At 53.7% G+C, this 21,605-nt stretch carries 21 protein-coding genes, 1 tRNA gene and 1 pseudogene; 12 read left to right on the top strand and 11 right to left on the bottom strand.

Annotated features, from left to right (window positions below; all coding sequences use genetic code 11):
- Positions 1–113: 113 nt before the first annotated feature.
- Entirely contained in the window at positions 114–752 is a 639-nt protein-coding gene (locus QZ280_RS03380) for a tetratricopeptide repeat protein (RefSeq protein WP_293441088.1), read from the top strand.
- Positions 753–832: 80 nt separating this feature from the next.
- Here the strand turns inward: QZ280_RS03380 and QZ280_RS03375 are convergent, their stop codons facing one another.
- Positions 833–2,188 carry a polysaccharide deacteylase family 2 protein gene (locus QZ280_RS03375; RefSeq protein ID WP_293441086.1) on the bottom strand — a complete coding sequence of 452 codons (1,356 nt, stop codon included), beginning with the start codon at positions 2,186–2,188 and terminating at the stop codon, positions 833–835.
- Positions 2,189–2,346: 158 nt separating this feature from the next.
- Between QZ280_RS03375 and QZ280_RS03370 the strand changes: the two genes are divergently transcribed.
- The 6 genes from QZ280_RS03370 (at position 2,347) to lexA (ending at position 7,220) form a co-directional block, all read left to right on the top strand.
- Complete coding sequence (locus QZ280_RS03370; RefSeq protein WP_293441085.1) at positions 2,347–2,928, top strand: aminodeoxychorismate/anthranilate synthase component II; 582 nt, start codon at positions 2,347–2,349, stop codon at positions 2,926–2,928.
- Positions 2,925–3,938: an anthranilate phosphoribosyltransferase gene (gene trpD / locus QZ280_RS03365; protein WP_293441084.1), complete on the top strand. Its 1,014-nt coding sequence runs from the start codon at positions 2,925–2,927 to the stop codon at positions 3,936–3,938. Before QZ280_RS03370 ends, trpD begins: the two co-directional genes overlap by 4 nt.
- Positions 3,939–3,982: 44 nt before the next feature.
- Positions 3,983–4,801 (top strand): indole-3-glycerol phosphate synthase TrpC, encoded by an 819-nt coding sequence (gene trpC, locus QZ280_RS03360; protein ID WP_293441082.1) that lies wholly within the window; start codon positions 3,983–3,985, stop codon positions 4,799–4,801.
- Entirely contained in the window at positions 4,798–5,274 is a 477-nt protein-coding gene (gene moaC, locus QZ280_RS03355; protein WP_293441080.1) for a cyclic pyranopterin monophosphate synthase MoaC, read from the top strand. The genes trpC and moaC overlap by 4 nt, the downstream gene beginning before the upstream one ends.
- The gene (glp, locus tag QZ280_RS03350; RefSeq protein ID WP_293441078.1) at positions 5,271–6,443 is read left to right on the top strand and encodes a gephyrin-like molybdotransferase Glp; all 1,173 of its coding nucleotides are present in this window, start codon (positions 5,271–5,273) and stop codon (positions 6,441–6,443) included. The genes moaC and glp overlap by 4 nt, the downstream gene beginning before the upstream one ends.
- 78 nt (positions 6,444–6,521) lie before the next feature.
- A complete protein-coding gene (gene lexA, locus QZ280_RS03345; protein WP_293441076.1) occupies positions 6,522–7,220 on the top strand; it encodes a transcriptional repressor LexA in 699 nt (232 codons plus the stop codon).
- Here the strand turns inward: lexA and QZ280_RS03340 are convergent.
- The 3 genes and pseudogenes from QZ280_RS03340 to QZ280_RS03335 all read right to left on the bottom strand — a co-directional run bounded on the left by QZ280_RS03340 (position 7,217) and on the right by QZ280_RS03335 (position 9,275).
- Positions 7,217–8,347, bottom strand: a pseudogene (locus tag QZ280_RS03340) (ComEC/Rec2 family competence protein). The gene lexA and the pseudogene QZ280_RS03340 overlap by 4 nt on opposite strands.
- A 62-nt stretch (positions 8,348–8,409) precedes the next feature.
- Positions 8,410–8,565 (bottom strand): ComEC/Rec2 family competence protein, encoded by a 156-nt coding sequence (locus tag QZ280_RS16195; protein ID WP_365734135.1) that lies wholly within the window; start codon positions 8,563–8,565, stop codon positions 8,410–8,412.
- A 392-nt stretch (positions 8,566–8,957) separates the two neighbouring features.
- Complete coding sequence (locus tag QZ280_RS03335) at positions 8,958–9,275, bottom strand: hypothetical protein (RefSeq protein ID WP_293441075.1); 318 nt, start codon at positions 9,273–9,275, stop codon at positions 8,958–8,960.
- 84 nt (positions 9,276–9,359) lie between these two features.
- Here QZ280_RS03335 and gltX point away from each other — a divergent pair, with 84 nt between their 5' ends.
- Positions 9,360–10,769, top strand: coding sequence for a glutamate--tRNA ligase (gene gltX / locus QZ280_RS03330; RefSeq protein WP_293441073.1), 1,410 nt, complete (start codon positions 9,360–9,362; stop codon positions 10,767–10,769).
- A gap of 74 nt (positions 10,770–10,843) precedes the next feature.
- A complete protein-coding gene (gene gltA / locus QZ280_RS03325) occupies positions 10,844–12,142 on the top strand; it encodes a citrate synthase (RefSeq protein ID WP_293441071.1) in 1,299 nt (432 codons plus the stop codon).
- Between the two features lie 56 nt (positions 12,143–12,198).
- On the opposite strand, the gene QZ280_RS03320 is transcribed toward gltA, so the two are convergent.
- Positions 12,199–13,518: an ATP-binding protein gene (locus tag QZ280_RS03320; RefSeq protein ID WP_293441068.1), complete on the bottom strand. Its 1,320-nt coding sequence runs from the start codon at positions 13,516–13,518 to the stop codon at positions 12,199–12,201.
- Positions 13,519–13,558: 40 nt separating this feature from the next.
- Between QZ280_RS03320 and QZ280_RS03315 the strand changes: the two genes are divergently transcribed.
- From QZ280_RS03315 to QZ280_RS03305, 3 genes are all read left to right on the top strand, one after another.
- A complete protein-coding gene (locus tag QZ280_RS03315) occupies positions 13,559–14,473 on the top strand; it encodes an MBL fold metallo-hydrolase (RefSeq protein ID WP_293441065.1) in 915 nt (304 codons plus the stop codon).
- A 75-nt stretch (positions 14,474–14,548) separates the two neighbouring features.
- Positions 14,549–14,623 (top strand) — tRNA-Asn (locus tag QZ280_RS03310).
- A gap of 288 nt (positions 14,624–14,911) precedes the next feature.
- Entirely contained in the window at positions 14,912–15,115 is a 204-nt protein-coding gene (locus QZ280_RS03305) for a hypothetical protein (RefSeq protein WP_293441062.1), read from the top strand.
- Between the two features lie 675 nt (positions 15,116–15,790).
- Here QZ280_RS03305 and QZ280_RS03300 read toward each other — a convergent pair.
- The 6 genes from QZ280_RS03300 to QZ280_RS03275 all read right to left on the bottom strand — a co-directional run bounded on the left by QZ280_RS03300 (position 15,791) and on the right by QZ280_RS03275 (position 21,602).
- Positions 15,791–17,098 (bottom strand): TRAP transporter large permease, encoded by a 1,308-nt coding sequence (locus tag QZ280_RS03300; protein ID WP_293441059.1) that lies wholly within the window; start codon positions 17,096–17,098, stop codon positions 15,791–15,793.
- Positions 17,098–17,604: a TRAP transporter small permease gene (locus QZ280_RS03295; RefSeq protein WP_293441056.1), complete on the bottom strand. Its 507-nt coding sequence runs from the start codon at positions 17,602–17,604 to the stop codon at positions 17,098–17,100. The genes QZ280_RS03300 and QZ280_RS03295 overlap by 1 nt, the downstream gene beginning before the upstream one ends.
- A gap of 58 nt (positions 17,605–17,662) precedes the next feature.
- Complete coding sequence (dctP, locus tag QZ280_RS03290) at positions 17,663–18,676, bottom strand: TRAP transporter substrate-binding protein DctP (protein ID WP_293441053.1); 1,014 nt, start codon at positions 18,674–18,676, stop codon at positions 17,663–17,665.
- A 93-nt stretch (positions 18,677–18,769) separates the two neighbouring features.
- A complete protein-coding gene (gene leuD / locus QZ280_RS03285) occupies positions 18,770–19,381 on the bottom strand; it encodes a 3-isopropylmalate dehydratase small subunit (RefSeq protein ID WP_293441050.1) in 612 nt (203 codons plus the stop codon).
- Positions 19,381–20,787, bottom strand: a complete 1,407-nt coding sequence (leuC, locus tag QZ280_RS03280; RefSeq protein ID WP_293441047.1) for a 3-isopropylmalate dehydratase large subunit — start codon at positions 20,785–20,787, stop codon at positions 19,381–19,383. Before leuC ends, leuD begins: the two co-directional genes overlap by 1 nt.
- A complete protein-coding gene (locus tag QZ280_RS03275; protein ID WP_293441044.1) occupies positions 20,784–21,602 on the bottom strand; it encodes a GntR family transcriptional regulator in 819 nt (272 codons plus the stop codon). Before QZ280_RS03275 ends, leuC begins: the two co-directional genes overlap by 4 nt.
- Between the last annotated feature and the right edge of the window lie 3 nt (positions 21,603–21,605).

Here is a 21,605-nt window from a genome sequence, read left to right as displayed (position 1 = left end):
TCGCAGCCGCGCGTCTCGCCTATATTGATGGGGATTAGACAGCGCATTAGCTGTGATCCGTACGGCCGCAGAAGCGGGCAATGGGATGGCGTTGAACATTCTAGGGGCTGACTATGATGAAGGGCGGAGCGTTCAAAAAAGACACGGTTAAAGCAGTGGATCTATTTGATCAGGCTTCGAAAGCAGGTGAAGTGCGGGCCTGCTACAATCTCGGCTCGATTTTCGCGCTTGGCTCAGGCGAGGTCGAGATGGATCGAAAACGAGCAGGTCTAGAATTCAAGGCCGCCGCTGGTTTGGGCTACGTGCCTGCGATGACAGCGCTTAGCAAATTAGCCGAAAGCGCCGATCCAGTAGATCATGGCAGCGCGGCTGATTGGTACGAAAAGGGTCACGAGACGGGCGATGTCGTCGGCACCACCAATCTTGCGCATGCTTATGTCAAAGGGCGGGGGCGCAGCGTAAGTTGGGTCAGAGCGCGTGTGCTTTATACAGAAGCCGCCGCGCGCGGATATTTTCGCGCCTTCAACGACTTAGGCGTGATGCATGAGGAAGGCTACGGTGTGCATATCGACCTGCTCACCGCCTATAGTTTCTACCTGCAAGCGGTCAAAGGCGACTATCCGAAAGCCGGAAAAAACCTTGCACAGTTGATCATCAAAGCGCACTTTACTTGGATGTTGAAACACGCGGCATTGGACTATTGTATATGGGCGGCACGAAATGCGCCCGATGAAGAACGGGCAGATTTCTAATCAGAATGTGAGACTCTAGTCATAGAAATTAACCCAAACGCAGACATGCGTGCGCGCGCCGAACGCTTTGCAGATCAGATCTAACCTTCATCAGGTGCGTCCTGCTTCAAAACCGCGCTCACTGGCACCAGCCCCACGCGGCTTGCGCGATCTGCGAAGCCCCAAATCAGTAGGGCGGAAATTGTTTCTGCCTGAAGGCGTCCCATCATCACCACGCCACCCTCCTGAGCCGCGCGAAACGCCGCTTGGTCAAGGAACCGACGCATAACGCTCGCGGACTGGCCTTTGCCATCAAAATCACGAAACACTGTGGCTGCAGGAATGCCCTCGCGCTCTGCCAGTTTGCGCGCCGTGTTCAACCCGCTTTTTTGCAAAAGCATGCCATGCCCGCTATCGAGAACGATCTGCGTCAGCTGGTCGGCCATTTCGCGGCTGGTTTGCACGCCTGTTTCAACCCCTTCGAGAATGCCAACAGCCTCTGGAACCGCCGCTAGGTACACACTCATCGCAACTTCGACGTCCGACGCTGTTGCTCCGCGCGGCAGATCAACCAATGCGAGGACCTCAAACCCTTTGTCGCGATAGACTTGCATCCGCTCGACGGCGTTCGGTGTGCTTGCATCAACTGCGAAGGTGAGTGGATAAGGGAAAGTATCCAACGCTTCTACGCCCAGTGAACTATCGCCCATATCGATCAAGACAATAGACATGCGGGGCTTGTCGTTTTCAATCGGTGCTGTTGAGGCAAACCGCTCAAAAGGTGGCGGTGCGACGGCGCTTGGGCTGTCCTCTGTCTCAGCCTGATCAGTGGCCAGTGATGGTAAGCGATTGGTCGTAACCTCTGGTGCCAAATCGCCCACGGTTCCGACGGGCTTCGGCAAGGATGTGATGATCTCGTCTGTTATGCTTTCTGCGGCGTCTGCGTTCTCGACCGTCTCTTCTGCGACAGTTTCTGGCTCGATTTCCGTTTCAGCGATGGGCGTTTCTGCCTCGCTCACTTCTAGCTCCACCGCAGTCTCGGTTTCTGCAGCATCTGCGACAACAGTATCTGGTTCTGCTTGCTTGGTTTCAGCCACTTTGGCCATTTCAACCTCGGGCTCACCCGTTTCAGGATCAAACACTTCATCCTCTACAACAACGTCGGCCATTGGTGCTTCGGGCTCCTGCTCCGACGCAACATCTTCTAACAGATCTTCGACAAGTTCTTCTGGCGCAGCCTCCAGCTGAGCCGTTTCGTCTACGTCCATCGCTGGGGTTTCAGAAACCACGGTCTCCGCGACCTCTTCTGTCGCGGCCAACTCTTCAGCCACAGCCTCTTGCATCGCATCGGAAGATCCACCTGGTTTATAATCGGGATAGGCCAAGGACAAGCCGCCCGCCCCCGCAACCGCGACGAGTGCGCCCCAAATCACACCTGAAAATGCGCCATTTGCCACAGTAAACCCGCCTTGATCCCTTATGCTGAATTCGTGATTAACCTGGCCGCTTGCACAGCGCAACACAAGGGGCCTCTTGACCCTAGGGCGCTGTCCTGAGCATGTAGGTTGCAACTGGACCTGCACGATAGGTCGATTTTGACGAATTGAGACGTTTCATGCTGCTTTTGATCGATAACTACGACAGCTTCACCTACAATCTTGTCCATTATTTGGGCGAGTTGGGCGCAGATGTAAAAGTGATCCGCAATGACGCGATGAGCGCAGAAGCGGCGATGGCTTTGAATCCCACTGGAATTTTGCTCTCGCCCGGCCCCAAAGCCCCTGCGCAAGCGGGGATTTGTCTCGATATAGTCAGCTTGGCTGCAACTACGAAAACCCCGTTGATGGGGGTATGTTTGGGCCATCAGACAATTGGTGAAGCCTTTGGCGGCAAGGTCGTGCGCTGTCATGAGATTGTGCACGGTAAAATGGGTGAAATTCAGCACACAAACCGTGGTTTGTTTGAAGATCTACCAAGCCCTTTCCAAGCAACGCGCTACCATTCGCTGGTGGTCAAACGCGACAGCCTGCCTGATGCGCTTGAAATCACCGCAGAGCTGGACGATGGCACGATTATGGGGCTGCAACATCGAGAATTGCCTATTCACGGCGTACAATTTCATCCAGAGTCGATCCGGTCCAAACATGGTCACGCGATGCTGAAAAATTTCCTCAAGACGATGAAGGTTCCCGCATGAGCGACGCCCTAAAGCCCCTGATTGATGCAGCCGCAGAGCGTGATTTAACCCGCGCGGAAGCGGAAGCCGCGTTCGAGATCTTGTTCACGGGCGAAGCTACGCCAAGCCAGATAGGCGGTCTTTTGATGGCGATGCGCACGCGCGGTGAAACCGTTGCAGAATACGCCGCAGCCGCATCCGTGATGCGCGCCAAATGCAACGCAGTCAAAGCGCCAAGCGATGCGATGGATATTGTCGGCACCGGCGGCGATGGCAAAGGCACACTGAATATCTCAACTGCTACAGCTTTCGTAGTGGCAGGCGCGGGTGTTACGGTCGCCAAACACGGCAATCGCAATCTTAGCTCGAAATCAGGCGCTGCCGACGCGCTTGGTCAAATGGGCATCGATGTGATGGTCGGTGTGGATATCGTCGAAAGAGCGCTAAACGAGTGTGGCATCGCCTTTATGATGGCCCCTATGCACCACCCCGCGACACGGCACGTGATGCCCACGCGCGCGGAACTTGGCACGCGCACGATCTTCAATATTCTTGGTCCCCTGACCAACCCTGCGGGCGTGAAACGTCAACTTACAGGCGCATACCGTCGCGATCTGATCCGTCCTATGGCAGAAATTTTGGGACAACTCGGCTCAGATGTGGCATGGTTGGTACACGGCAGTGACGGCACTGATGAGCTGAGCATCGCTGGCGTCTCTTGGGTTGCCGCACTCGAAAACGGCATTGTGCGCGAATTTGAAGTTAACCCAGAAGATGCAGGCCTGCCTCTACACCCGTTCGAGGATGTCATGGGTGGCACGCCCGAAGAAAACGGTGTAGCCTTTCGCGCGCTTCTGGAAGGAACCCAAAGCGCCTATCGCGATGCGGTTCTTTTGAATAGCGCTGCCGCTTTGGTGGTTGCGGGCAAGGCCAGCAACCTTAAATCCGGCGCAGAAATGGCACGTGAAAGCATCGATAGCGGGGCCGCCAAAGGCAAGATCGAGGCCTTGGCAACCATCACCCAAAGCTAAACGACCCAAAACCCTAGACTGCTGCGACAAAGTTAGAGACTGACATGACCCAAACCGCCCTAGACCGCATTAAAGCTTACAAGCTTGAAGAAATAATCGCCGATAAAGCAGCTAAATCGCTTGAGGCAGTAGAGGCAGAGGCGAAAGTAGCCAGCGCGCCGCGTGGATTTGCGGATGCGTTGATGCGCGCCTCTCGTGAAGGCTATGGGCTGATCGCGGAGGTAAAGAAAGCCTCCCCCTCCAAAGGCTTGATCCGCGAAGACTTCGATCCTGCAATGCTGGCAAAAGCCTATGAGCGTGGTGGCGCGACCTGCCTGTCTGTGCTCACCGATACGCCGAGTTTTCAAGGTGCGAAGCCCTTCCTAAGTGACGCGCGCGACGCGGTCAGCCTGCCCGCACTGCGCAAAGATTTCATGTATGACACCTATCAAGTCGCCGAGGCCCGCGCGCTTGGAGCAGATTGCATTTTGATCATTCTCGCCTCTGTCTCGGACGCCCAAGCGGCGGAGCTGGAAGAAGCCGCTTTTAGCTGGGATATGGATGTGCTGCTCGAAGTGCATGACGCAGCTGAACTGGAGCGCGCCTCCATTCTGAAATCGCCGTTGATGGGGATCAACAACCGCAATCTCAAGACATTTGAGACCTCTTTAGACACAACTCGCACACTCAGCCGGATGGTGCCTGAGGATCGTTTGATCATCTCGGAAAGCGGGCTGTTTACCCCTGCTGACCTCGCCGACATAGCAAAATTCGGGGCACGCACTTTCCTCATTGGCGAAAGCCTGATGCGCCAAGACGATGTAGAAAGCGCCACGCGGGCGTTATTGAGCAATGCATCCACCAGCGCAGGTATGGGCGCATGAGTGGCCTTACGCACTTTGATGCCAAAGGCGACGCGCATATGGTCGACGTATCAGACAAAAAAATTACAGCCAGAGTAGCGACCGCAGCTGGCTGGGTGCGCATGAGCGCGGAAGCGTTTGAGATCATTTCCAGTGGCACCGCAAAGAAAGGGGATGTTCTAAGCGTCGCGCAGCTGGCGGGCATCATGGGTGCGAAAAGGACGCCTGATCTGATCCCGCTGTGTCATCCTTTGCCGATCTCAAAGGTCGCGCTTGATCTTACCCTTGATCCTGATTTGCCCGGCGTGCGCATCAGCGGCACAGTGAAAACGACAGGGCAAACTGGCGTTGAAATGGAAGCATTGACCTCTGTCAGTATCGCAGGCTTGACGATCTACGACATGATCAAAGCCGTCGATAAGACAATGGAAATTGGCGGCGTCCGTATCACCTTGAAAGACGGAGGCAAATCCGGTCGGTATGAAACGTCATGATTTCGGTTGAGGACGCGCTCAACACACTGTTCGCCCTTGTGGACCCACTTGACGTCGAATTAGTTCCTTTGCGGCAAGCAGCTGGTCGCGTGTTGGCGCACCCGGTCGCTGCGAACCGCGATCAACCACCCTTCCCCGCGTCCTCAATGGATGGTTATGCGATTTCCGAGAGCGATTACGTTGCTGGCCGCAGCTTGAAAGTGATCGGCGAAGCGGCCGCAGGCACGCGCTTCGAAGGTACTGTGGATCAGGGTCAAGCAGTGCGCATTTTTACGGGTGCACCCGTTCCTGAAGGTGCCACTTGGGTCGTTATTCAGGAAGATGTGGACGCAGAACAAAATCAAATTACCATCCGCGAGACGAGCGAGACAAGCCCCTACATCCGCCCAGCTGGCACCGATTTCAATGCAGGCCAGACGCTGGAAGCGCCACAAATTTTGACACCCCAGTTGATCGCTTTACTTGCGTCTATGAACGTCGACGCGGTACCCGTGACGCGCCGTCCCGAAGTCGCGCTGATCTCGACGGGGACTGAACTGGTGATGCCCGGTGAAAGCCCCGGACCTGATCAAATCATCGCCTCAAATACCTTTGGACTGAAAGCAATGCTCGATGCCGTCGGCGCGCGCGTGCGCGTGCTTCCGATTGCGAATGACACGATTCCCGCCCTCACAACAGCCTTCGAACTAGCCAAAGGCAGCGATTTGATCATCACGATTGGTGGCGCTTCTGTCGGGGATCATGATTTGGTCGGCGATGTTGCAGAAACCCTCGGGATGGAGCGCGCGTTCTACAAGGTTGCGATGCGACCTGGCAAACCGCTCATGGCGGGCAAGTTAGGTAACGCTGCAATGATCGGCCTGCCGGGCAATCCTGTGTCTGCTATGGTCTGTGGAGTTATCTTCGTGCAGCCTGTGATCCGCGCAATGCTGGGGCTAAGCAAAACACCTGTGCCACATGCCAAAGCGCGCCTTGCGCAGGAGTTCCCCGCAAACGGGCCACGTGCGCACTATATGCGTGCACGCGTTGAAGATGGGCAGATAAAGGCGTTTGAGCGTCAAGACAGCGCCCTGCTGACAGTACTTGCCCAAGCGAACGCGCTTTTATTGCGACCGCCGCATGATCCCGCATTGCAAACTGGCGCAGAGGTCGCGTTTGTTCCTCTTTAACCGAACTGAACAAATCATTGACACAAAACAGGAACATCGATAGAACAAAGCAAAATCGCACAGCAGGAGAATGCAGATATGCTGACAAAAAAACAACTGGATCTGCTCGAGTTTATTAACAAACGAGTGCAAAAAGACGGTGTTCCTCCTTCGTTTGACGAAATGAAAGAGGCGTTGGATCTGCGTTCTAAATCCGGCATCCACCGCTTGATTACCGCTTTGGAGGAGCGCGGATTTATACGCCGCCTCGCCCACCGTGCACGCGCCATCGAAATTGTGAAACTGCCTGATAGCTTGGGGATGACTCCTGCGGGCTTTGTGCCACGGGTTGTTGAGGGAGGAAAGCCTGACGTTTCTGCGCCGCGTAACGCGCAACCCGCTGAAGCGATCCGCGCGATGGAGCTGCCTGTGATGGGGCAAATTGCGGCAGGTGTCCCGATTGAGGCGATCAGCCACGCGTCGCATAATGTTGCGGTGCCCAGCCAGATGCTCTCCGGCCCGGGCGAGCACTATGCGCTTGAAGTTAAAGGCGACTCGATGATCGACGCGGGCATCAATGATGGTGATACGGTTGTGATCCGCGAAACCAACACGGCGGATAACGGCGATATCGTGGTGGCTTTGGTCGCAGAACAGGAAGCGACGCTGAAGCGGTTCCACCGCAACGGTACCACGATCGCGCTTGAGGCGGCGAACCCTGCTTATGAAACGCGGTTCTTCTCGCACGAGCAGGTCAAAGTTCAGGGACGCTTGGTCGGCTTGATCCGCAGCTACTAGTACCCGAATCGCGCTTTTTGCAGCGTTTTATCATTCCAGTATCGACAGCCCGCTACTTTGCGGGCCGTTGTTACGTTCAAAGCACCGTTTTCCTTGATTGAAATCGCGACGCTGCCCGAGCGCCCCAGGCTCTTTCGGTCGAATACACGACAGGGCACATCGCATTCAAAATTTTCAGAAAACACTGCAATGTCAGAGGCTTTGCAGCCATCAAGCACGTTTAGCCTGCGCTTCCCCGCGGCCGCAAAAATAACATGCGCTCCAATCCGTGTTGCATCTGTTGGTCCGTCCCATCGCCGCGCGGCAGCGCGTTGAAAGCTCGGATCGCCATCATTCTTGAGCCAATCACCTGAAAAAAAGCCCGCGCCTTTTTCCTTGCTCAACGCACGTCCCTCTGCGCCGAGCACACATACCAAAACCCTTGTGTTCGAAATCAAAATGTCCGGCCTTTGGACCGTGACCCAACCAAACACACCAAATACGGTGGGTGCCAGCGCAACAAAGAGAAATTTGGAAATCAACAGCGCCAGACACAACAGCCCGACGCAAATCGTCAAAAATGCCCAGCCCGGCGGCGCGGGCACTTTGTGGATCGCACCGTCCCAAATAGACACTTCACGCGCGACGGCCAAAATCCAATCAAGACCCCAGCCCATGACCGTGAGAGACAACCACTCCAAATGCACAGGTAGGAGGCAGACCGCGACGACCGCCAAAGGAATCACCAATATCCCCATCAGGGGCACCAAGGCGAGGTTCGCGATCAAACCGAATTGCGCAATATTGTTGAGATGCGCCGTTGCAATAGGCAAAGTGGTAAGGCCTGTCGCCGCAGATGAAATGACAATGCCTGAGATCATGCGCCCGATCACGTGGCGCGGCGGTTTTCCTGCGTCAAGGCGGCTGATCGTATTGAAGATCATAACCGAAGCCGTCATTCCCACGAATGACATTTAAAATCCCGACCTCGTGATCGCATCGGGCCGTTGGATCAGGATGACCATCGCCGTTAATGCAACAGCGCGAAGATTGATCGCGCGTCGCTCTAATATGACCGCGCCTAAGGCGACTGCCGCCATAATAAAAGCGCGTTTCGTCGCGACGGCCCCGCCGACAGGCCAAGATATCCCACTCCTGCGATCAAATCTCCTAAGGCGGCGATCTTTTTGACTGCGCTGCCTGACGCAAGCTACGGAATAAGGCTTAGACCTAACCTTAGGGCTGCAAAAACGAGGGCGACAAGCAGTCCCATATGCAGACCCGAGATTGCGAGTAAATGCGCGAGGTTACTGTGACGCAGATTTCTCAATGTCTCCGCACTCAGCCCGCTGCGATCCCCTGTCATTAAGGCCGCTGCAAAGCGCCTGTTTGCCGATCCAGATGCAGGTTGATCCGATTAGACAAAGCGATGCGAAGTTTGAAAAATTGAAGCCCCCCACAGGATAGGCAACAAGTAACAAGTAACAAGGGCACGCGGGCATATCCGACACCACCCATCTGCGTGAGCCAGAAATGGCGTTGAAAATCGAAACCGGGCGGCTCAGCAGATCCCAATGGTGGCGACAGACGCGTTGTGGTCATCACCCGCGCCCCTGCGATTGGTCTTTTATCCGCGTCTGATCCATAAAGCGAAACACGCACGCGCTTGGGGGCTTGGGGCGACCCTTTTCGCCCTAGTATGACTTGATCCAAGGTCACCCGCAACGCGCCGGATGCGGAGCGATCTAAGCCAACAACTCAGCCTTCAACGGGGCCATAGTAACGCCAGTTCAGAACCGGCGCAGCAACGGCCGCACTACGCCATGCGGCAGAGCCAAAACCGAAAGCAATTAATGTGATGCCCCAGAGCAAAGGCCGCCAGGAAAAGGGAGACAACCGCAGTAAAACTGCGCATCCGAAACCAAGGAGCAGACTAAGCAGCGAAATAACAAGCGGCGGTTCTTCCAGCATATCAAAATAGACCAGAATGCCCAAGCCAAGCAAAACCGCCGCAAAGTTAAATCCTTGCCCTAGCTCTGCACTAAGTTGCTCGCGCAACGGACTATGCTGGCTCATGCGGGTCCTTGTCCTTGCGCAAACTGGAAGCTATCAGGACCTCAATTCTAGCCAATTTATGCTTACCGAAAGGTTAATCGCGCTATGTCCGCTGAAATTGTAACACGTTTTGCCCCTTCTCCGACGGGCTATCTTCATATTGGCGGGGCACGCACGGCCTTGTTCAACTGGCTTTATGCCCGTGGTCGCGGTGGCAAATTCTTGTTGCGCATCGAGGACACCGATCGCGCGCGGTCAAACCCAGAAGCAACGACAGCAATCCTGCAAGGCATGGCTTGGCTCGGACTTGATCACGACGGCGATGTGATCAGCCAGTTTGAACGCGCAGATCGTCATGCAGAAGTTGCCCATGAAATGCTCGCCAATGGCAAAGCGTTCAAATGTTTTGCGACGCAAGACGAAATCGAAGCCTTCCGCGAGGGCGCGCGTGCGGAGGGTAAATCCACGCTCTATCGCAGCCCTTGGCGTGATGCGGATGCCTCTACCCACCCAGATCTGCCTTATGTTGTCCGCGTGCGCGCACCCGAAGGCGGCACGATGGTGATCCGCGATGAAGTGCAGGGCAATGTGAAAATCGATCACGCGCAACTCGATGACATGATCTTGCTGCGCTCTGATGGCACGCCTGTCTACATGCTCGCGGTCGTCGTGGATGACCATGATATGGGCGTCACACATGTTATCCGCGGCGACGATCACCTGAGCAATGCGGCACGTCAGATGATGGTCTATGAGGCCATGGGCTGGGACGTCCCTGTCTTCGCGCATATCCCGCTGATTCACGGGCCCGATGGCAAAAAACTTTCCAAACGCCATGGCGCTTTGGGCGCGCAAGAATATCAACTTATGGGCTACCCTGCCTCTGGGATGCGAAACTATCTCGCGCGTTTGGGGTGGAGTCACGGCGATGATGAGTTCTTTTCTGACGCACAGGCGAAAGAGTGGTTTGATCTAAGCGGGATCGGCAAATCCCCTGCCCGTTTTGATACGAAAAAGCTGGAACACCTGTGTGGACAGCATATTGCGAGCGCCGACAATGCTGCTTTGCAGCAAGAGTTGCATGAATTTCTGAGCGCGCGCGCAGATGAACCCATTAGTGATCCAAAGATATTACTTTTATCAGCCGCCATGGATTACTTGAAAGAACGGGCCAAAACCTTCCCAGAAATCCTTGAAAAGGCTGAGTTTGTCTTGACCGATCGCCCAATCACACCAGACGAAAAGGCGAGCAAGGCGCTTGATACAGTATCCCGTAGTATACTGAACGCGTTGACGCCGCATCTGCAAAATGCTAGCTGGAATCGTGACGCTTTAGAGGCCGTAACCGCAGACTTTGCCGAAGCAAATGGCACTAAGTTTGGCAAGATGGCCGGGCCTCTGCGCGCAGCACTTTCTGGTCGTGCTGTGACACCAAGCGTATTCGATATGTTGTTGGTTTTAGGAAAAGACGAAGCGATTGCTCGTATTTCGGATGCCGCTCAAGAGAACGGGTAAGACTTCGGTAAGACCCAACAGTTACACAACCCGTGTGCGATCCGCGCGCCGGGCAGATTTGAAAAGGGACACATATGTCTGATACTGCCAAACGCAGCGCTACGCTGAGTTTCGATGACACTTCAGTTGAATTGCCGATCTACTCGCCCACGGCGGGTCCTGATGTGCTCGACATACGCAAACTTTACGCACAAGCAGGCGTGTTCACTTATGACCCTGGCTTCACATCTACTGCGAGCTGCGACAGCACAATTACCTTCATCGATGGTGGCAAAGGTGAGTTGTTGCATCGTGGTTACCCAATCGATCAACTTGCAGAAAATTCTCACTTTCTAGAAATTTGCTACCTTCTGCTTTACGGTGAATTGCCGAAAGCAACAGAGCTTGAGCATTTCGAGCAAACGATCACACATCACACAATGCTTCATGAACAGATGACCGGATTTTTCCGTGGCTTCCGCCGTGATGCCCACCCGATGGCGATTATGACTGGTGTGGTTGGTGCGATGTCTGCGTTCTATCACGACAGCACAGACGTCACAGATGAGCGCCAACGCGAGATTGCATCGCACCGCTTGATCGCGAAAATGCCAACGATTGCAGCTTGGGCCTATAAGTACTCAATCGGGCAACCCTTTGTATATCCACGCAATGACTTGGACTATGCATCCAATTTCCTGCGCATGTGCTTTGCCGTGCCTGCGGAAGAGTATGAAGTAAACCCGATCCTTGCCCGCGCGATGGACCGTATTTTCACGCTCCATGCGGATCACGAGCAGAACGCTTCCACGTCCACTGTTCGCCTTGCGTCGTCTTCTGGTGCGAACCCGTTCGCATGTATCGCCGCTGGTATCGCATGCCTTTGGGGTCCAGCGCATGGTGGCGCGAACCAAGCCTGCCTTGAAATGCTGCGTGAAATTGGCACCCCGGATCGCATTCCTGAATATATTGCGCGCGCGAAAGACAAGGACGATGACTTCCGCCTGATGGGCTTTGGCCATCGTGTTTACAAAAACTTCGATCCGCGCGCTACTGTGATGAAAAAATCTGCGGACGAGGTTCTCGAGTTGCTTGGCGTCGAAAACAATCCGACGCTTCAAGTCGCTAAAGAACTTGAAAAGGCCGCCCTTGCTGATCCGTACTTCGCGGACAAAAAGCTGTTCCCAAATGTGGACTTCTACTCCGGCATCATCCTAGAGGCGATGGGCTTCCCAACGTCGATGTTCACACCAATCTTCGCCCTGTCGCGCACAGTTGGTTGGGTGAGCCAGTGGAAAGAGATGATTGCAGATCCACAAAACAAAATTGGCCGTCCGCGCCAGCTTTATCTTGGTGAAACGCAGCGTGACTATGTTGATATCGAGAACCGCTAAGGCCGTGTTCGCAAAGCACACTATCGAAGCCCCGCCATTAAGAGGCGGGGCTTTTTTTATGCTCTTATCACAATGTCGGCGCGCAACCCGCCAAGTGTTTCACTTTTCGAAAACCGCAAACTACCTCCATGCGCTCGCGCGATATCATTGGTGATCGCAAGTCCAAGGCCCACGCCAGTGCCCTTGTTCTGATTACGCGCAGGGTCCAGACGGACAAACGGCTTAACGGCTGCTCCATAGAGATCTTCCGTAAGGCCCGGCCCATCGTCTTCGACACGAAACGTCACGGTTTTCTCCGTTCTCAAAACCGAAACCTGCGCGCGTGTTCCATATCGCACAGCATTGCCAATAAGGTTGTCCAAGGCCCGCCGCATTGCCAGCGGGTTGAGCATCACGTGGGGACCCGCTTCTGCCTTGAGCATCTCAACTGCCAGTTCCATGCGCACCGCATCCTCGATTGCCAATTGCGTGAGACGCAAAGGATCACTGAGTTCTTGTTCACCTTCTGCGTTGCCGCTAGCAAAATTCAAAAATTCGTCCAAGAGCCACCTCATATCCTCAACGTCACGCTCGAGCGGTTCGCGATCTTCATCCTCTAACATCGACAGGCCCAGCTTGAGTCGGGTCAGGGGCGTGCGCAGATCGTGACTGACACCCGACAACATCATCGTGCGTTGTTCAATCTGACGCTCAATCCGCGCGCGCATTGCTAAGAATGCATTGCCTGCCGCTCGGACTTCTACCGCACCAGAGGCATGATAGGGCAAGGTCTGCCCGCGACCAAAAGCTTCGGCGACATGGCCCAGGCGGGTGATGGGACGCAATTGATTGCGCAGGTAAAAGAATGAAATAATCGTCATAAAGACGCCAAAGAATAACATATTTACGAGGAGTTGGTGTGGATTCGTTGCCGAAACTCGTGGACGATCAAAGCCAATTTTCAACAATCCTAACTTTGTATCTGTGTAAACAAAGACGTGACGATCATCCGGCATCTCAACACCGCGTAACTCTTGCAGGTTCTCGTTAAGCGAACGCACAACGACAATGCCGGAAAAATCATACCAACGTCGCAGGTTTTGCGCCGGAAGCTGCGCGTCGCTGACATAACTAAAGTCGTAATTCAGACTTTCGGTCGCATCGCGCACTGCATTCAACGTAACGGCCTGTGTCGGCAGCCCTTGCATTTCATCCAGGAGATAGCGCAATTCCAGCGCAACACCGCGGCTCATCTGCTCAGTCACACCCTCAAAATGACGTTGGATAAACACTACGGAGACCACCAATTGCAATGTCACAACCGGCAGGATTAGGATCAGTGCCGCTCGACCATAGAGGCTGCGCGGCATATAGTTTTTGAGCCAAACAAAGAACATGCGTCACCCTAGGCTTAGGGCGCGCGGGAGGGAAGAGCCGATGGAGCAGCAAGACTTTAATCCGAATATTGGCGCAGTCGTCGCTTTGCAGGAGGGTTTGCGTCGCATCGTCGCGCCAAACCCCTCCCCCATGACATTTCGTGGCACCAACACTTATCTCCTCGGCCATCGCGAGATTGCAGTAATTGACCCCGGCCCCGCAAGTGACGCGCATCTAGACGCGATTCTTGCAGCATGTCGTCCCAATCAAACGATCACGCATATTCTCGTAACCCACTCCCATGTGGATCACTCACCGCTTTCCGCGCTTCTGTCGAAGGAAACGGGCGCACCCATTCTCGCATTCGGTCCAAGCAACGTTGGCCAAAGTGATGCGATGAAAGCCTGTTTAGCCTCCGGCATGGCCTCGGGCGGCGAAGGCATTGATGTCGATTTTCAACCTGATGTGCTGATACTCGATCAAAGCCAGATCCAAGCGGGTGATCAACGTATCAAAGCGCATCACACGCCCGGTCATATGGGCAATCACATGTGCTTTGCTTGGGATGACGTCGTATTTTGCGGCGATCTTGTTATGGGCTGGGCCAGTTCCTTGGTGTCACCTCCTGACGGCGATCTGACGGATTTCATGACCTCTTGCGAGAAACTCAACGCGTTGAAACCGCGAATTATGCACGCGGGTCATGGGGCTCCGATCACGGCCCCTGTTGAGCGGATCGAATGGCTGATCGCACATCGCAAATCGCGCGAAACCCAGATTCTAGCCGCGCTTTCAGAAGATTTTGCAACGGCGCGCGCGCTTGCAGAAGCGATTTATACCGAAACGCCAACGGCCCTCATTCCAGCAGCAACCCGCAATGTCTTCGCCCATCTCATTGATTTGGAAGGCCGTAAATTGGTCTCCCGCGATGGCATCCCGAACCAAAATGCGCGGTTTTCATTAGTTGGCAATTAATTGAAAGAAAATCTCACTTTGCGCGTAAATCCCTCTGGACGCCGCAAACGCGCATTGCTAAGACACTCAAAGTATTCCGGCGTAGCTCAGCGGTAGAGCAGTTGACTGTTAATCAATTTGTCGTAGGTTCGATCCCTACCGCCGGAGCCATAAAAATCCAAACGGCGTCAATGGCTTAACCCACTGACGCCGTTTGGATTTTTATGGCTTTCTTGCCAGAGTAAAGCCCAGGGTAACAGAAACAAGTAATTCCAAGCCAATACATAGACCACCCGAGAGATACAGCCGCGGTGGCAGACGGTGCCATCCGTATGATGGCCTGCAATTTCCGGTCAACTGCATAGATCATTTCCTGGCACAGATTGTGCCCGGTTGGAGCAATCACTGGGCAGAGACCCTGGATGCCTATTTCGATGCCCTGGTCCGAACAGGCCCGGTTTGGCTGATCTCCAACAATCAGCAACCTGGGTGTCCTACAGCAAGCGCGCAGACCTCTATGCTGATCGACTGGCGAAATGCGGCGGTTCCGTCGACACGCTAGATCTTCAAGCCAGCGGATTCCGTGGAAATTCACATGTGCCCCTGATGGACAAGAACTCTGACGCAATTGCCGAGTTGGTCAAAACATGGATTGGCAATTAAGCCAGCTGAACGACACGAAATTCGGCCTTTTTGCGCTTTCATGCCGTTCGTGAACTGCGCAGCATTGGGCACAATGGGTTCGTTGTCGACCTTAGATCTGATGCAGCATTTCTGCCCAATAGGTAGCACGGCTGTGGCATGGGCGGCCCTCTACCGCCATTCAACGCCCATGTTATTTGCTGTAGGCGCAGCCCGCATGGACATCTTTCGCTGCAATGCCAAAATTCTGTGATCAGCTAGTTCATACATCGCAGACAAAACGACCATCGCAGTGTCTAGGTTGAACAGCGTCTATGCGCGCTTCTTAAAAGTAAAAAAACGACAGAATTAGAGCTTCGTGCTTTACGTTGGCGTGCAGACGCTTTTCTGATTCTGTGAAAGCTGTCATTCACTGGACGAATGGACCCTAGAATATTAGAGTTCGGTCATACAGATTAAGATTTTGTGTTGTAAGCGCCAATTCCTTGCTATCTTGAGTTGCAAAATAAAAAAAGCAGTTAAGCCTCTGCGAAGCGTTTCTGACAAGGTGTCAAGATGCCCACATCAAGGTCGTTTTGGAAGGCTGTAGCGAACCTGATACTGGCCTTTTTAGGGCTATGCGGAGGTGAACCGTGAGTAAATATCTAGAAATATTAGCGAAATAGTGAGATAATCGAAAACATGTTTGTCCAAACTCTACAATGAGGGAAGCCATAATGCGAGTTGCGGAAACGCAATAAGCAAGGCAACCAAGAGCAGCGAACATCCGATAAATGGAAAGGCCGAAGTGTAGATCGCTTTCATGGTTGTGCCTGTAGGGGCCACACCTTTCATAACGAATAGCAACAATCCAAAAGGCGGTGTGGTGAAGCTGATTTCGAGAGCTAGCAGCATGATCAAGCCAAACCAGATTGGATCAAACCCTAAGGATTGAGCCAATGGAAAAAAGATAGGGACAGTCAGCAGCATCATGGAGATTTGTTCCATAAACATGCCTAGTAAAAGAAGCACGGCAAACATAACCAATAGCATCGCCAAGGGTGCGAGATCGAAGGATGTCGCCCATTTCACCAGCCCTCGAGAAGCGCCTGAGAAGGCCAAGAGTTGGCTGAATGTCGCTGAGCCGAAAACGATGAGATAGGCCATCAACGTGACCCGCAGCGCGCCTGTGATAGATTTGCGCATCGCCTCGATCGTGAGGCAACGAAACACGGCCGCAAGGATCAAAACGCCAACTGCACCGAACGCAGCAGCCTCGGACGGGGTCACGAAGCCTTTGATCATCAATATGATTATAACAACCATGACGCCAACCATAGGGACGACCTCAGTGCATAAAGTCGCAATCTTCCGTCCCCATGTCATCGGTTCAACATCATAGGCGGGGGCAGCTGTCGGATCGATCTTGGTCTGGAGCCAGATCGTCACGATATAAAACGTCGCGAGGATCAAGCCTGGAACGACACCTGCGATGAGCAAAGCTGCGACATCTATTTGCGCAAGGGTCGCGAGAAGGACTGCCAAAGCGGAGGGGGGGATGATAATCGCGAGGCCACCAGTGCCAAGGATCGGTCCAATGCTCATATGCGGTTTGTAGCCTCGCCGCCCCATTTCAGGAACCATAAGGGAGCCAAGCAATGCAGTCGATCCCATGGACGAGCCGGAGAGCGTAGAGAACGCCGTGCCGCCTAAAACGGTGACATAACTCAGTCGCCCAGGAAGACGCCCCAGAAGTTTGTCGATGGCTGTGAACATACGTCCACCCAAGCCTGTGTGGAAGAAAATCTCGCCCATCAGCAAGAACAACGGGATCGGCACCAGCGCATACTTCGTAAGCGAACCAAGGCCATTGTTGAGGAGTTGGCCTATACCGCGTTCACCGCCCATGAAAATATAGGCACCGATAATGTTGGCTGCGAGAAACGCCAAAGCTACCGGCATGCCAAGTGCCATGAGAAAGATGATTGAACCGACTAGCAGCGCAAGGGCTTCAAACCATTCCATTATTCGTGAATCCCTGCTTCGCCAGAGTGCATCAAATCGCTACCGAATATGAAACGCGAGAACTCAATCGCCATCAGGCCAAAGCTGACTGGAAATGCAATCGTGAGCATCCAACGGGGGTAATAATAAGCGCGCGTATCATAATCTCCGCGATCAATATTCTTTAGGAAAAGTTCCACGCCTTTCCATGCAAGGATCACGCAGACCGAGACGCAAGCGATAGCGACGATCCGGCTAACAATGCGCCGAGCTTTGTCGGGCAGCGCAGCGGTGACCAATTCGATATGCACATGCCCTTTTTCGCGCACCAGCCACGGTGAACCGAGCATTGTCATATACAGAAGACCATATTCCGCAGACGTGAAGAGCCATGCAAAGGGTTGCAATCCTGCGTTGCGCATCAGGACAGATGTGATCACCGAGACCATAAGCCAAACCAAAGTTGCGCCTGCGGTGACAGCAGAAAAGTTAACAAGGAACGACAGGGCTTTTGAGGGTAGCGACATCATCTATCCGATTTGAGAAGCACTGGGCTGACCGCAATTGGCCAGCCCAGTGCTGATTTCATTTAGCTGCGTCGAGATCGTAGAACAGCTCAAGCAGGCGATCATAGTTGTCTGTGCCACCGGGTTGTTCAGACATCACCGACTTCATACGCTCCCACGTCTTTTGACGGGCTGCTGCAAGGTAGTTCGCTTTCGCATCTCCTTTCAAAGTTACAACCTTCATGCCAGCAGCATCCAAAGCAGCGAAGTCTTCGTCTCGCTTGGCCCGCAGTGCTTCAACGCTATCTTTTTCGTGTTGGATCGCAACTTCTTGAACAATCTTGCGAGCCTCACCAGAAAGGGAATTCCACTTCTCATTATTCACGATCACACCAAGGTCTGTGGAGAAGAAGCATGGCTCGATTCGGTAGTTCAGGAACTCGTTCCACTTCAAATCGATCAGGCCGATCTGTGTCCAACCCGTCGCATCAACCACACCACGTTGCAATGCTGAATAGACCTCGCCAGTCGGCAAGTCGATCACCTGAGCATTCAGATAGTTGGTGAAAAACGCGTTATAAACGTTGTTGCCACGCAACTTCAAACCGTCGACTTCGAGGTTGCCATCAGCATCAAACGTTGGCTCATCACGGGTCCACAAATTGTAGCATACACCGCTGTCGAACCAGCCAAGATACTTGAGACCCATCTTTTCCTGATGAATTTGATCGATTAACTCGATGCCACCGTTCATACGGGTTTCAACGGCTGTTAAATTTGATGCAACCATCGCGTCCTTCTCAGGCAGCGCGCCTCCGTAGAAAGAGCCTGGTGTGTAAACCATGTCGACGATCCCATCACGTACCGCATCGGGCTGCTGGAACATGCCGATCGCTTCTGGCCCTCCGCGCACGTCAATTTGTACAACTCCCTCGCCAGCTTCGTTCACCTTATCCACAAAGGACAGGAAACTCTTGGTGTAAATCAGGCTTTCTGGAAACGCATGAACAGCAGAAATTGTTTCTTCCGCTTGGGCAATACTCGCGATCAAAGTCGAGCTGGCAAAAAGGCCACCCCATAAAGTCATTTTCATTTCAGTTCTCCCATTTTGATAGGCAAAACGATATGTTTGCCTGTTTTTTCGACACCTCCAAGATGTCGTTTGATGCAGCAAGTGCTGCGTGTTTCAATCAGATACTAAGGGCACAGCCCAAGGCGCTGCTTGAGCGTAAATTTTTCCAAACTGTGAAATTTCAGACGCGTATTGCTGCGTCAGATCAATGTCATCCCAACCATTTATAAGCTTCATGCGCCATGTTTCATCCAGCTGGAAATCCACCTCTTTTCCACCGAACGAGGCGCATCCGTTTTGCAGGTCAATCTGCACATCGCAGAAAGAAGCGCCGATCCATGATACCAATTCTTCATAGGTTTCAGGTTCGATACGTGCTGGTAAAAGCCCGTTGTTGATCGCGTTACTTGCGAAGATATCGCCAAAGCTGGGCGCGAAAACGGCGCGGTATCCAGCATCGACCAGTGCGTAAACAGCCGCTTCGCGCGACGATCCACTGCCGAAATTTGCGCCAGCAATCAATGCGGTTGCTGGCGAGGCGCCATTCAACGGAAATTCAAGGCGCAAAGCCCCAGATGCGTCGCGGCGCATATCATGCAAAAGATAGCTCCCGTATCCTTCGGACCTTGGTACAGACATGAAACGCGCGGGGATCAATTGATCGGTGTCGATATTCGCAAGTGGTAAAACCTTGGCTCTGCCATCATATATTTCCCATCCCACCATCAGATGTTCCGATCTTGCAAAAGTGTGCGGACGTCCGTGATTTCACCGGTCACAGCGGCGGCGGCAACCATAGATGGTGACATAAGATGGGTGCGCGCACCGCGTCCTTGGCGGCCTTTGAAGTTGCGGTTGGTCGATGACGCGCAACGCTTTTTGATTTCGACCAAATCCCCATTCATACCGACGCACATTGAACACCCCGAGGCCGCCCACTCCAAGCCCGCATCGGTGAAAACTTTATCCAAGCCTTCCTGCTCTGCTTGCGCTTTGATGAGCTGCGATCCGGGTGACACGAGCCCCGGCACCTTAGCGCGACGTCCTGTGAGGACAGCAGCCGCTGCGCGAAGATCTTCGATTCTGCCATTGGTGCAGGACCCGATGAAAACTTGATCAACAGGCGTTCCTGCAAGGTTTTGACCCTTGCTCAACCCCATATATTCTAACGCCTTAAACGCCAGTTCAGACTTTTGCGCATCCAACTTGGCAGGGTCAGGAAGCTTGGCGCTTATCGGCAAGGCTTGTTCAGGGCTTGTCCCCCACGTCACTGTGGGCTCGATATCGGCAGCGTCAATGTGGATTTCGGTATCGAAAACCGCGTCATCGGCAGTAAGGAGTTCATCCCAAGCAGCTTCTGCCGCCAACCATTGATCGCCCCTGGGCGTGTAGGAGCGTCCTTTAATATAGTCCTTAGTGATCTCATCAGGCGCAATCATTCCGAACCGCGCACCGCCTTCAATAGAGAGATTGCAAAGTGTCATCCTCCCTTCCATCGTTAGCCCACGAATGGTGCCACCGGCGTATTCTATGGAATGCCCCTGCGCGCCACCTGTTCCAAGCCTCGCAATCCAGTGCAAAGCAATATCTTTGGCCGTTACACCCACGCCTAACACACCATCGACGGTGATCCGCATCGCTTTGGGCTTTTTCTGCCAAATGGTTTGTGTTGCCAAAACATGTGCTACTTCCGTAGCTCCAATACCAAAGGCCAAGGCCCCAAACGCGCCGTGTGTCGATGTATGACTATCGCCGCAATTGATTAGTAATCCGGGAAGTGTCAGGCCCTGTTCCGGGCCGACCACATGCACAATACCCTGAGCTGGGTCATCAAGATCAAAGATGCGCAAGCTGTGAGATTTGGCGTTCTGGCGCAGCGTGTCAATCATGCGCACAACCTGTGGATCGGCAATCTTGTCGCGGGTACGCGTTGGCGCATAATGATCCACCACTGCCACGGTGTTATTAGGCGCGGCGACAGGAAGGCCGCGCGCAGCAATCTTCGCAAAGGCATGATGCGATCCTTCGTGCACCAAATGCCGATCGACCCATAATAGTGACACACCATCTTCTCGGCGCAAGACCTCATGCGAGGCCCAGAGTTTGTCGAGTAGGGTTTTTGGCTCGCTCATGCTTGGCTTTGCCCGCTATCGTCTTGAGCAGTTTGACCAATCGCAGGCTTCCAATGCCGCTCTCCTCCAGTGCCAGTCCGCACCAAAGGCATTTCGAGACTGAACATGTCGGGGCGATAGAGACCAGATAGAAATTCAACACCATTGCCGTCCACATCGCGCATGATGCGTTTTAAAGACAAAAGCGCAGAGCCTTCGGTAACTTCAAGCGCTTCTGCCACTTCTGGACCAGCGAGACTTGCCGAGACTGATTGATGCGCCGCGTCGATTTGCACACCACTGAGTTCTAGCAACTTGAACAAAGGCGTCGTTGCCAAGTCATTTTCAGAATAATTGCGCGCGATGTGTGTCGGCACATAAGTCGTGAGATGCGAAAACGGCACGTTACCAGCAAGCCTTACACGCGTTGCTATTTGGACATTCTCACCAGGTCCAAGCCCCATCGCTTGCGCCACGAAATCCGGCGGTTGGCTGTAAGAGAACGACAACAGGCGCGCTGTCGTAGATTGAACCATCTCAACCAGCTGCGGCATCAATGTATTGAAATTCATCCCAGCGCGCTTGCCAGCCAGTGACTCGCTGCGCACAGTCGTTCCTCTGCCAACGCGTTTTTCGATCAAGCCTGCAGCACTTAGCCCATCCAACGCACGGCGCACAGTGACGCGCGACACGGAATACGCCTCGGCCAGCTTCTGCTCGCCCGGTAACATCTCACCATCACACAACCTCCCATCAGAGATTTGATCGCGCAACGACAAATACACCCGACGAGCTTTTGCACCTTCCGGTAAGGATTTTGCAGTGGCAGCTTCCAACCC

Source organism: Planktotalea sp. (genome assembly GCF_018607995.1).
GTDB lineage: Bacteria > Pseudomonadota > Alphaproteobacteria > Rhodobacterales > Rhodobacteraceae > Planktotalea.
Note: the sequence above shows the minus strand (reverse complement) of the source record. Positions and strands in the feature narration are given on the sequence as shown.

Bases quoted from the DNA above. Each gene is read 5' to 3' on its own strand.
- QZ280_RS03335 (WP_293441075.1), bottom strand. From the start codon at position 9,275: ATGAGCCAGCATAGTCCGTTGCGCGAGCAACTTAGTGCAGAGCTAGGG.
- dctP (WP_293441053.1), bottom strand. From the start codon at position 18,676: ATGAAAATGACTTTATGGGGTGGCCTTTTTGCCAGCTCGACTTTGATC.
- leuD (WP_293441050.1), bottom strand. From the start codon at position 19,381: ATGGTGGGATGGGAAATATATGATGGCAGAGCCAAGGTTTTACCACTT.
- QZ280_RS03300 (WP_293441059.1), bottom strand. From the start codon at position 17,098: ATGGAATGGTTTGAAGCCCTTGCGCTGCTAGTCGGTTCAATCATCTTT.
- QZ280_RS03380 (WP_293441088.1), top strand. From the start codon at position 114: ATGATGAAGGGCGGAGCGTTCAAAAAAGACACGGTTAAAGCAGTGGAT.
- gltA (WP_293441071.1), top strand. From the start codon at position 10,844: ATGTCTGATACTGCCAAACGCAGCGCTACGCTGAGTTTCGATGACACT.
- lexA (WP_293441076.1), top strand. From the start codon at position 6,522: ATGCTGACAAAAAAACAACTGGATCTGCTCGAGTTTATTAACAAACGA.
- QZ280_RS03315 (WP_293441065.1), top strand. From the start codon at position 13,559: ATGGAGCAGCAAGACTTTAATCCGAATATTGGCGCAGTCGTCGCTTTG.
- moaC (WP_293441080.1), top strand. From the start codon at position 4,798: ATGAGTGGCCTTACGCACTTTGATGCCAAAGGCGACGCGCATATGGTC.
- gltX (WP_293441073.1), top strand. From the start codon at position 9,360: ATGTCCGCTGAAATTGTAACACGTTTTGCCCCTTCTCCGACGGGCTAT.
- trpC (WP_293441082.1), top strand. From the start codon at position 3,983: ATGACCCAAACCGCCCTAGACCGCATTAAAGCTTACAAGCTTGAAGAA.
- QZ280_RS16195 (WP_365734135.1), bottom strand. From the start codon at position 8,565: ATGACAGGGGATCGCAGCGGGCTGAGTGCGGAGACATTGAGAAATCTG.
- glp (WP_293441078.1), top strand. From the start codon at position 5,271: ATGATTTCGGTTGAGGACGCGCTCAACACACTGTTCGCCCTTGTGGAC.
- trpD (WP_293441084.1), top strand. From the start codon at position 2,925: ATGAGCGACGCCCTAAAGCCCCTGATTGATGCAGCCGCAGAGCGTGAT.
- QZ280_RS03320 (WP_293441068.1), bottom strand. From the start codon at position 13,518: ATGTTCTTTGTTTGGCTCAAAAACTATATGCCGCGCAGCCTCTATGGT.
- QZ280_RS03370 (WP_293441085.1), top strand. From the start codon at position 2,347: ATGCTGCTTTTGATCGATAACTACGACAGCTTCACCTACAATCTTGTC.
- QZ280_RS03295 (WP_293441056.1), bottom strand. From the start codon at position 17,604: ATGTCGCTACCCTCAAAAGCCCTGTCGTTCCTTGTTAACTTTTCTGCT.
- leuC (WP_293441047.1), bottom strand. From the start codon at position 20,787: ATGAGCGAGCCAAAAACCCTACTCGACAAACTCTGGGCCTCGCATGAG.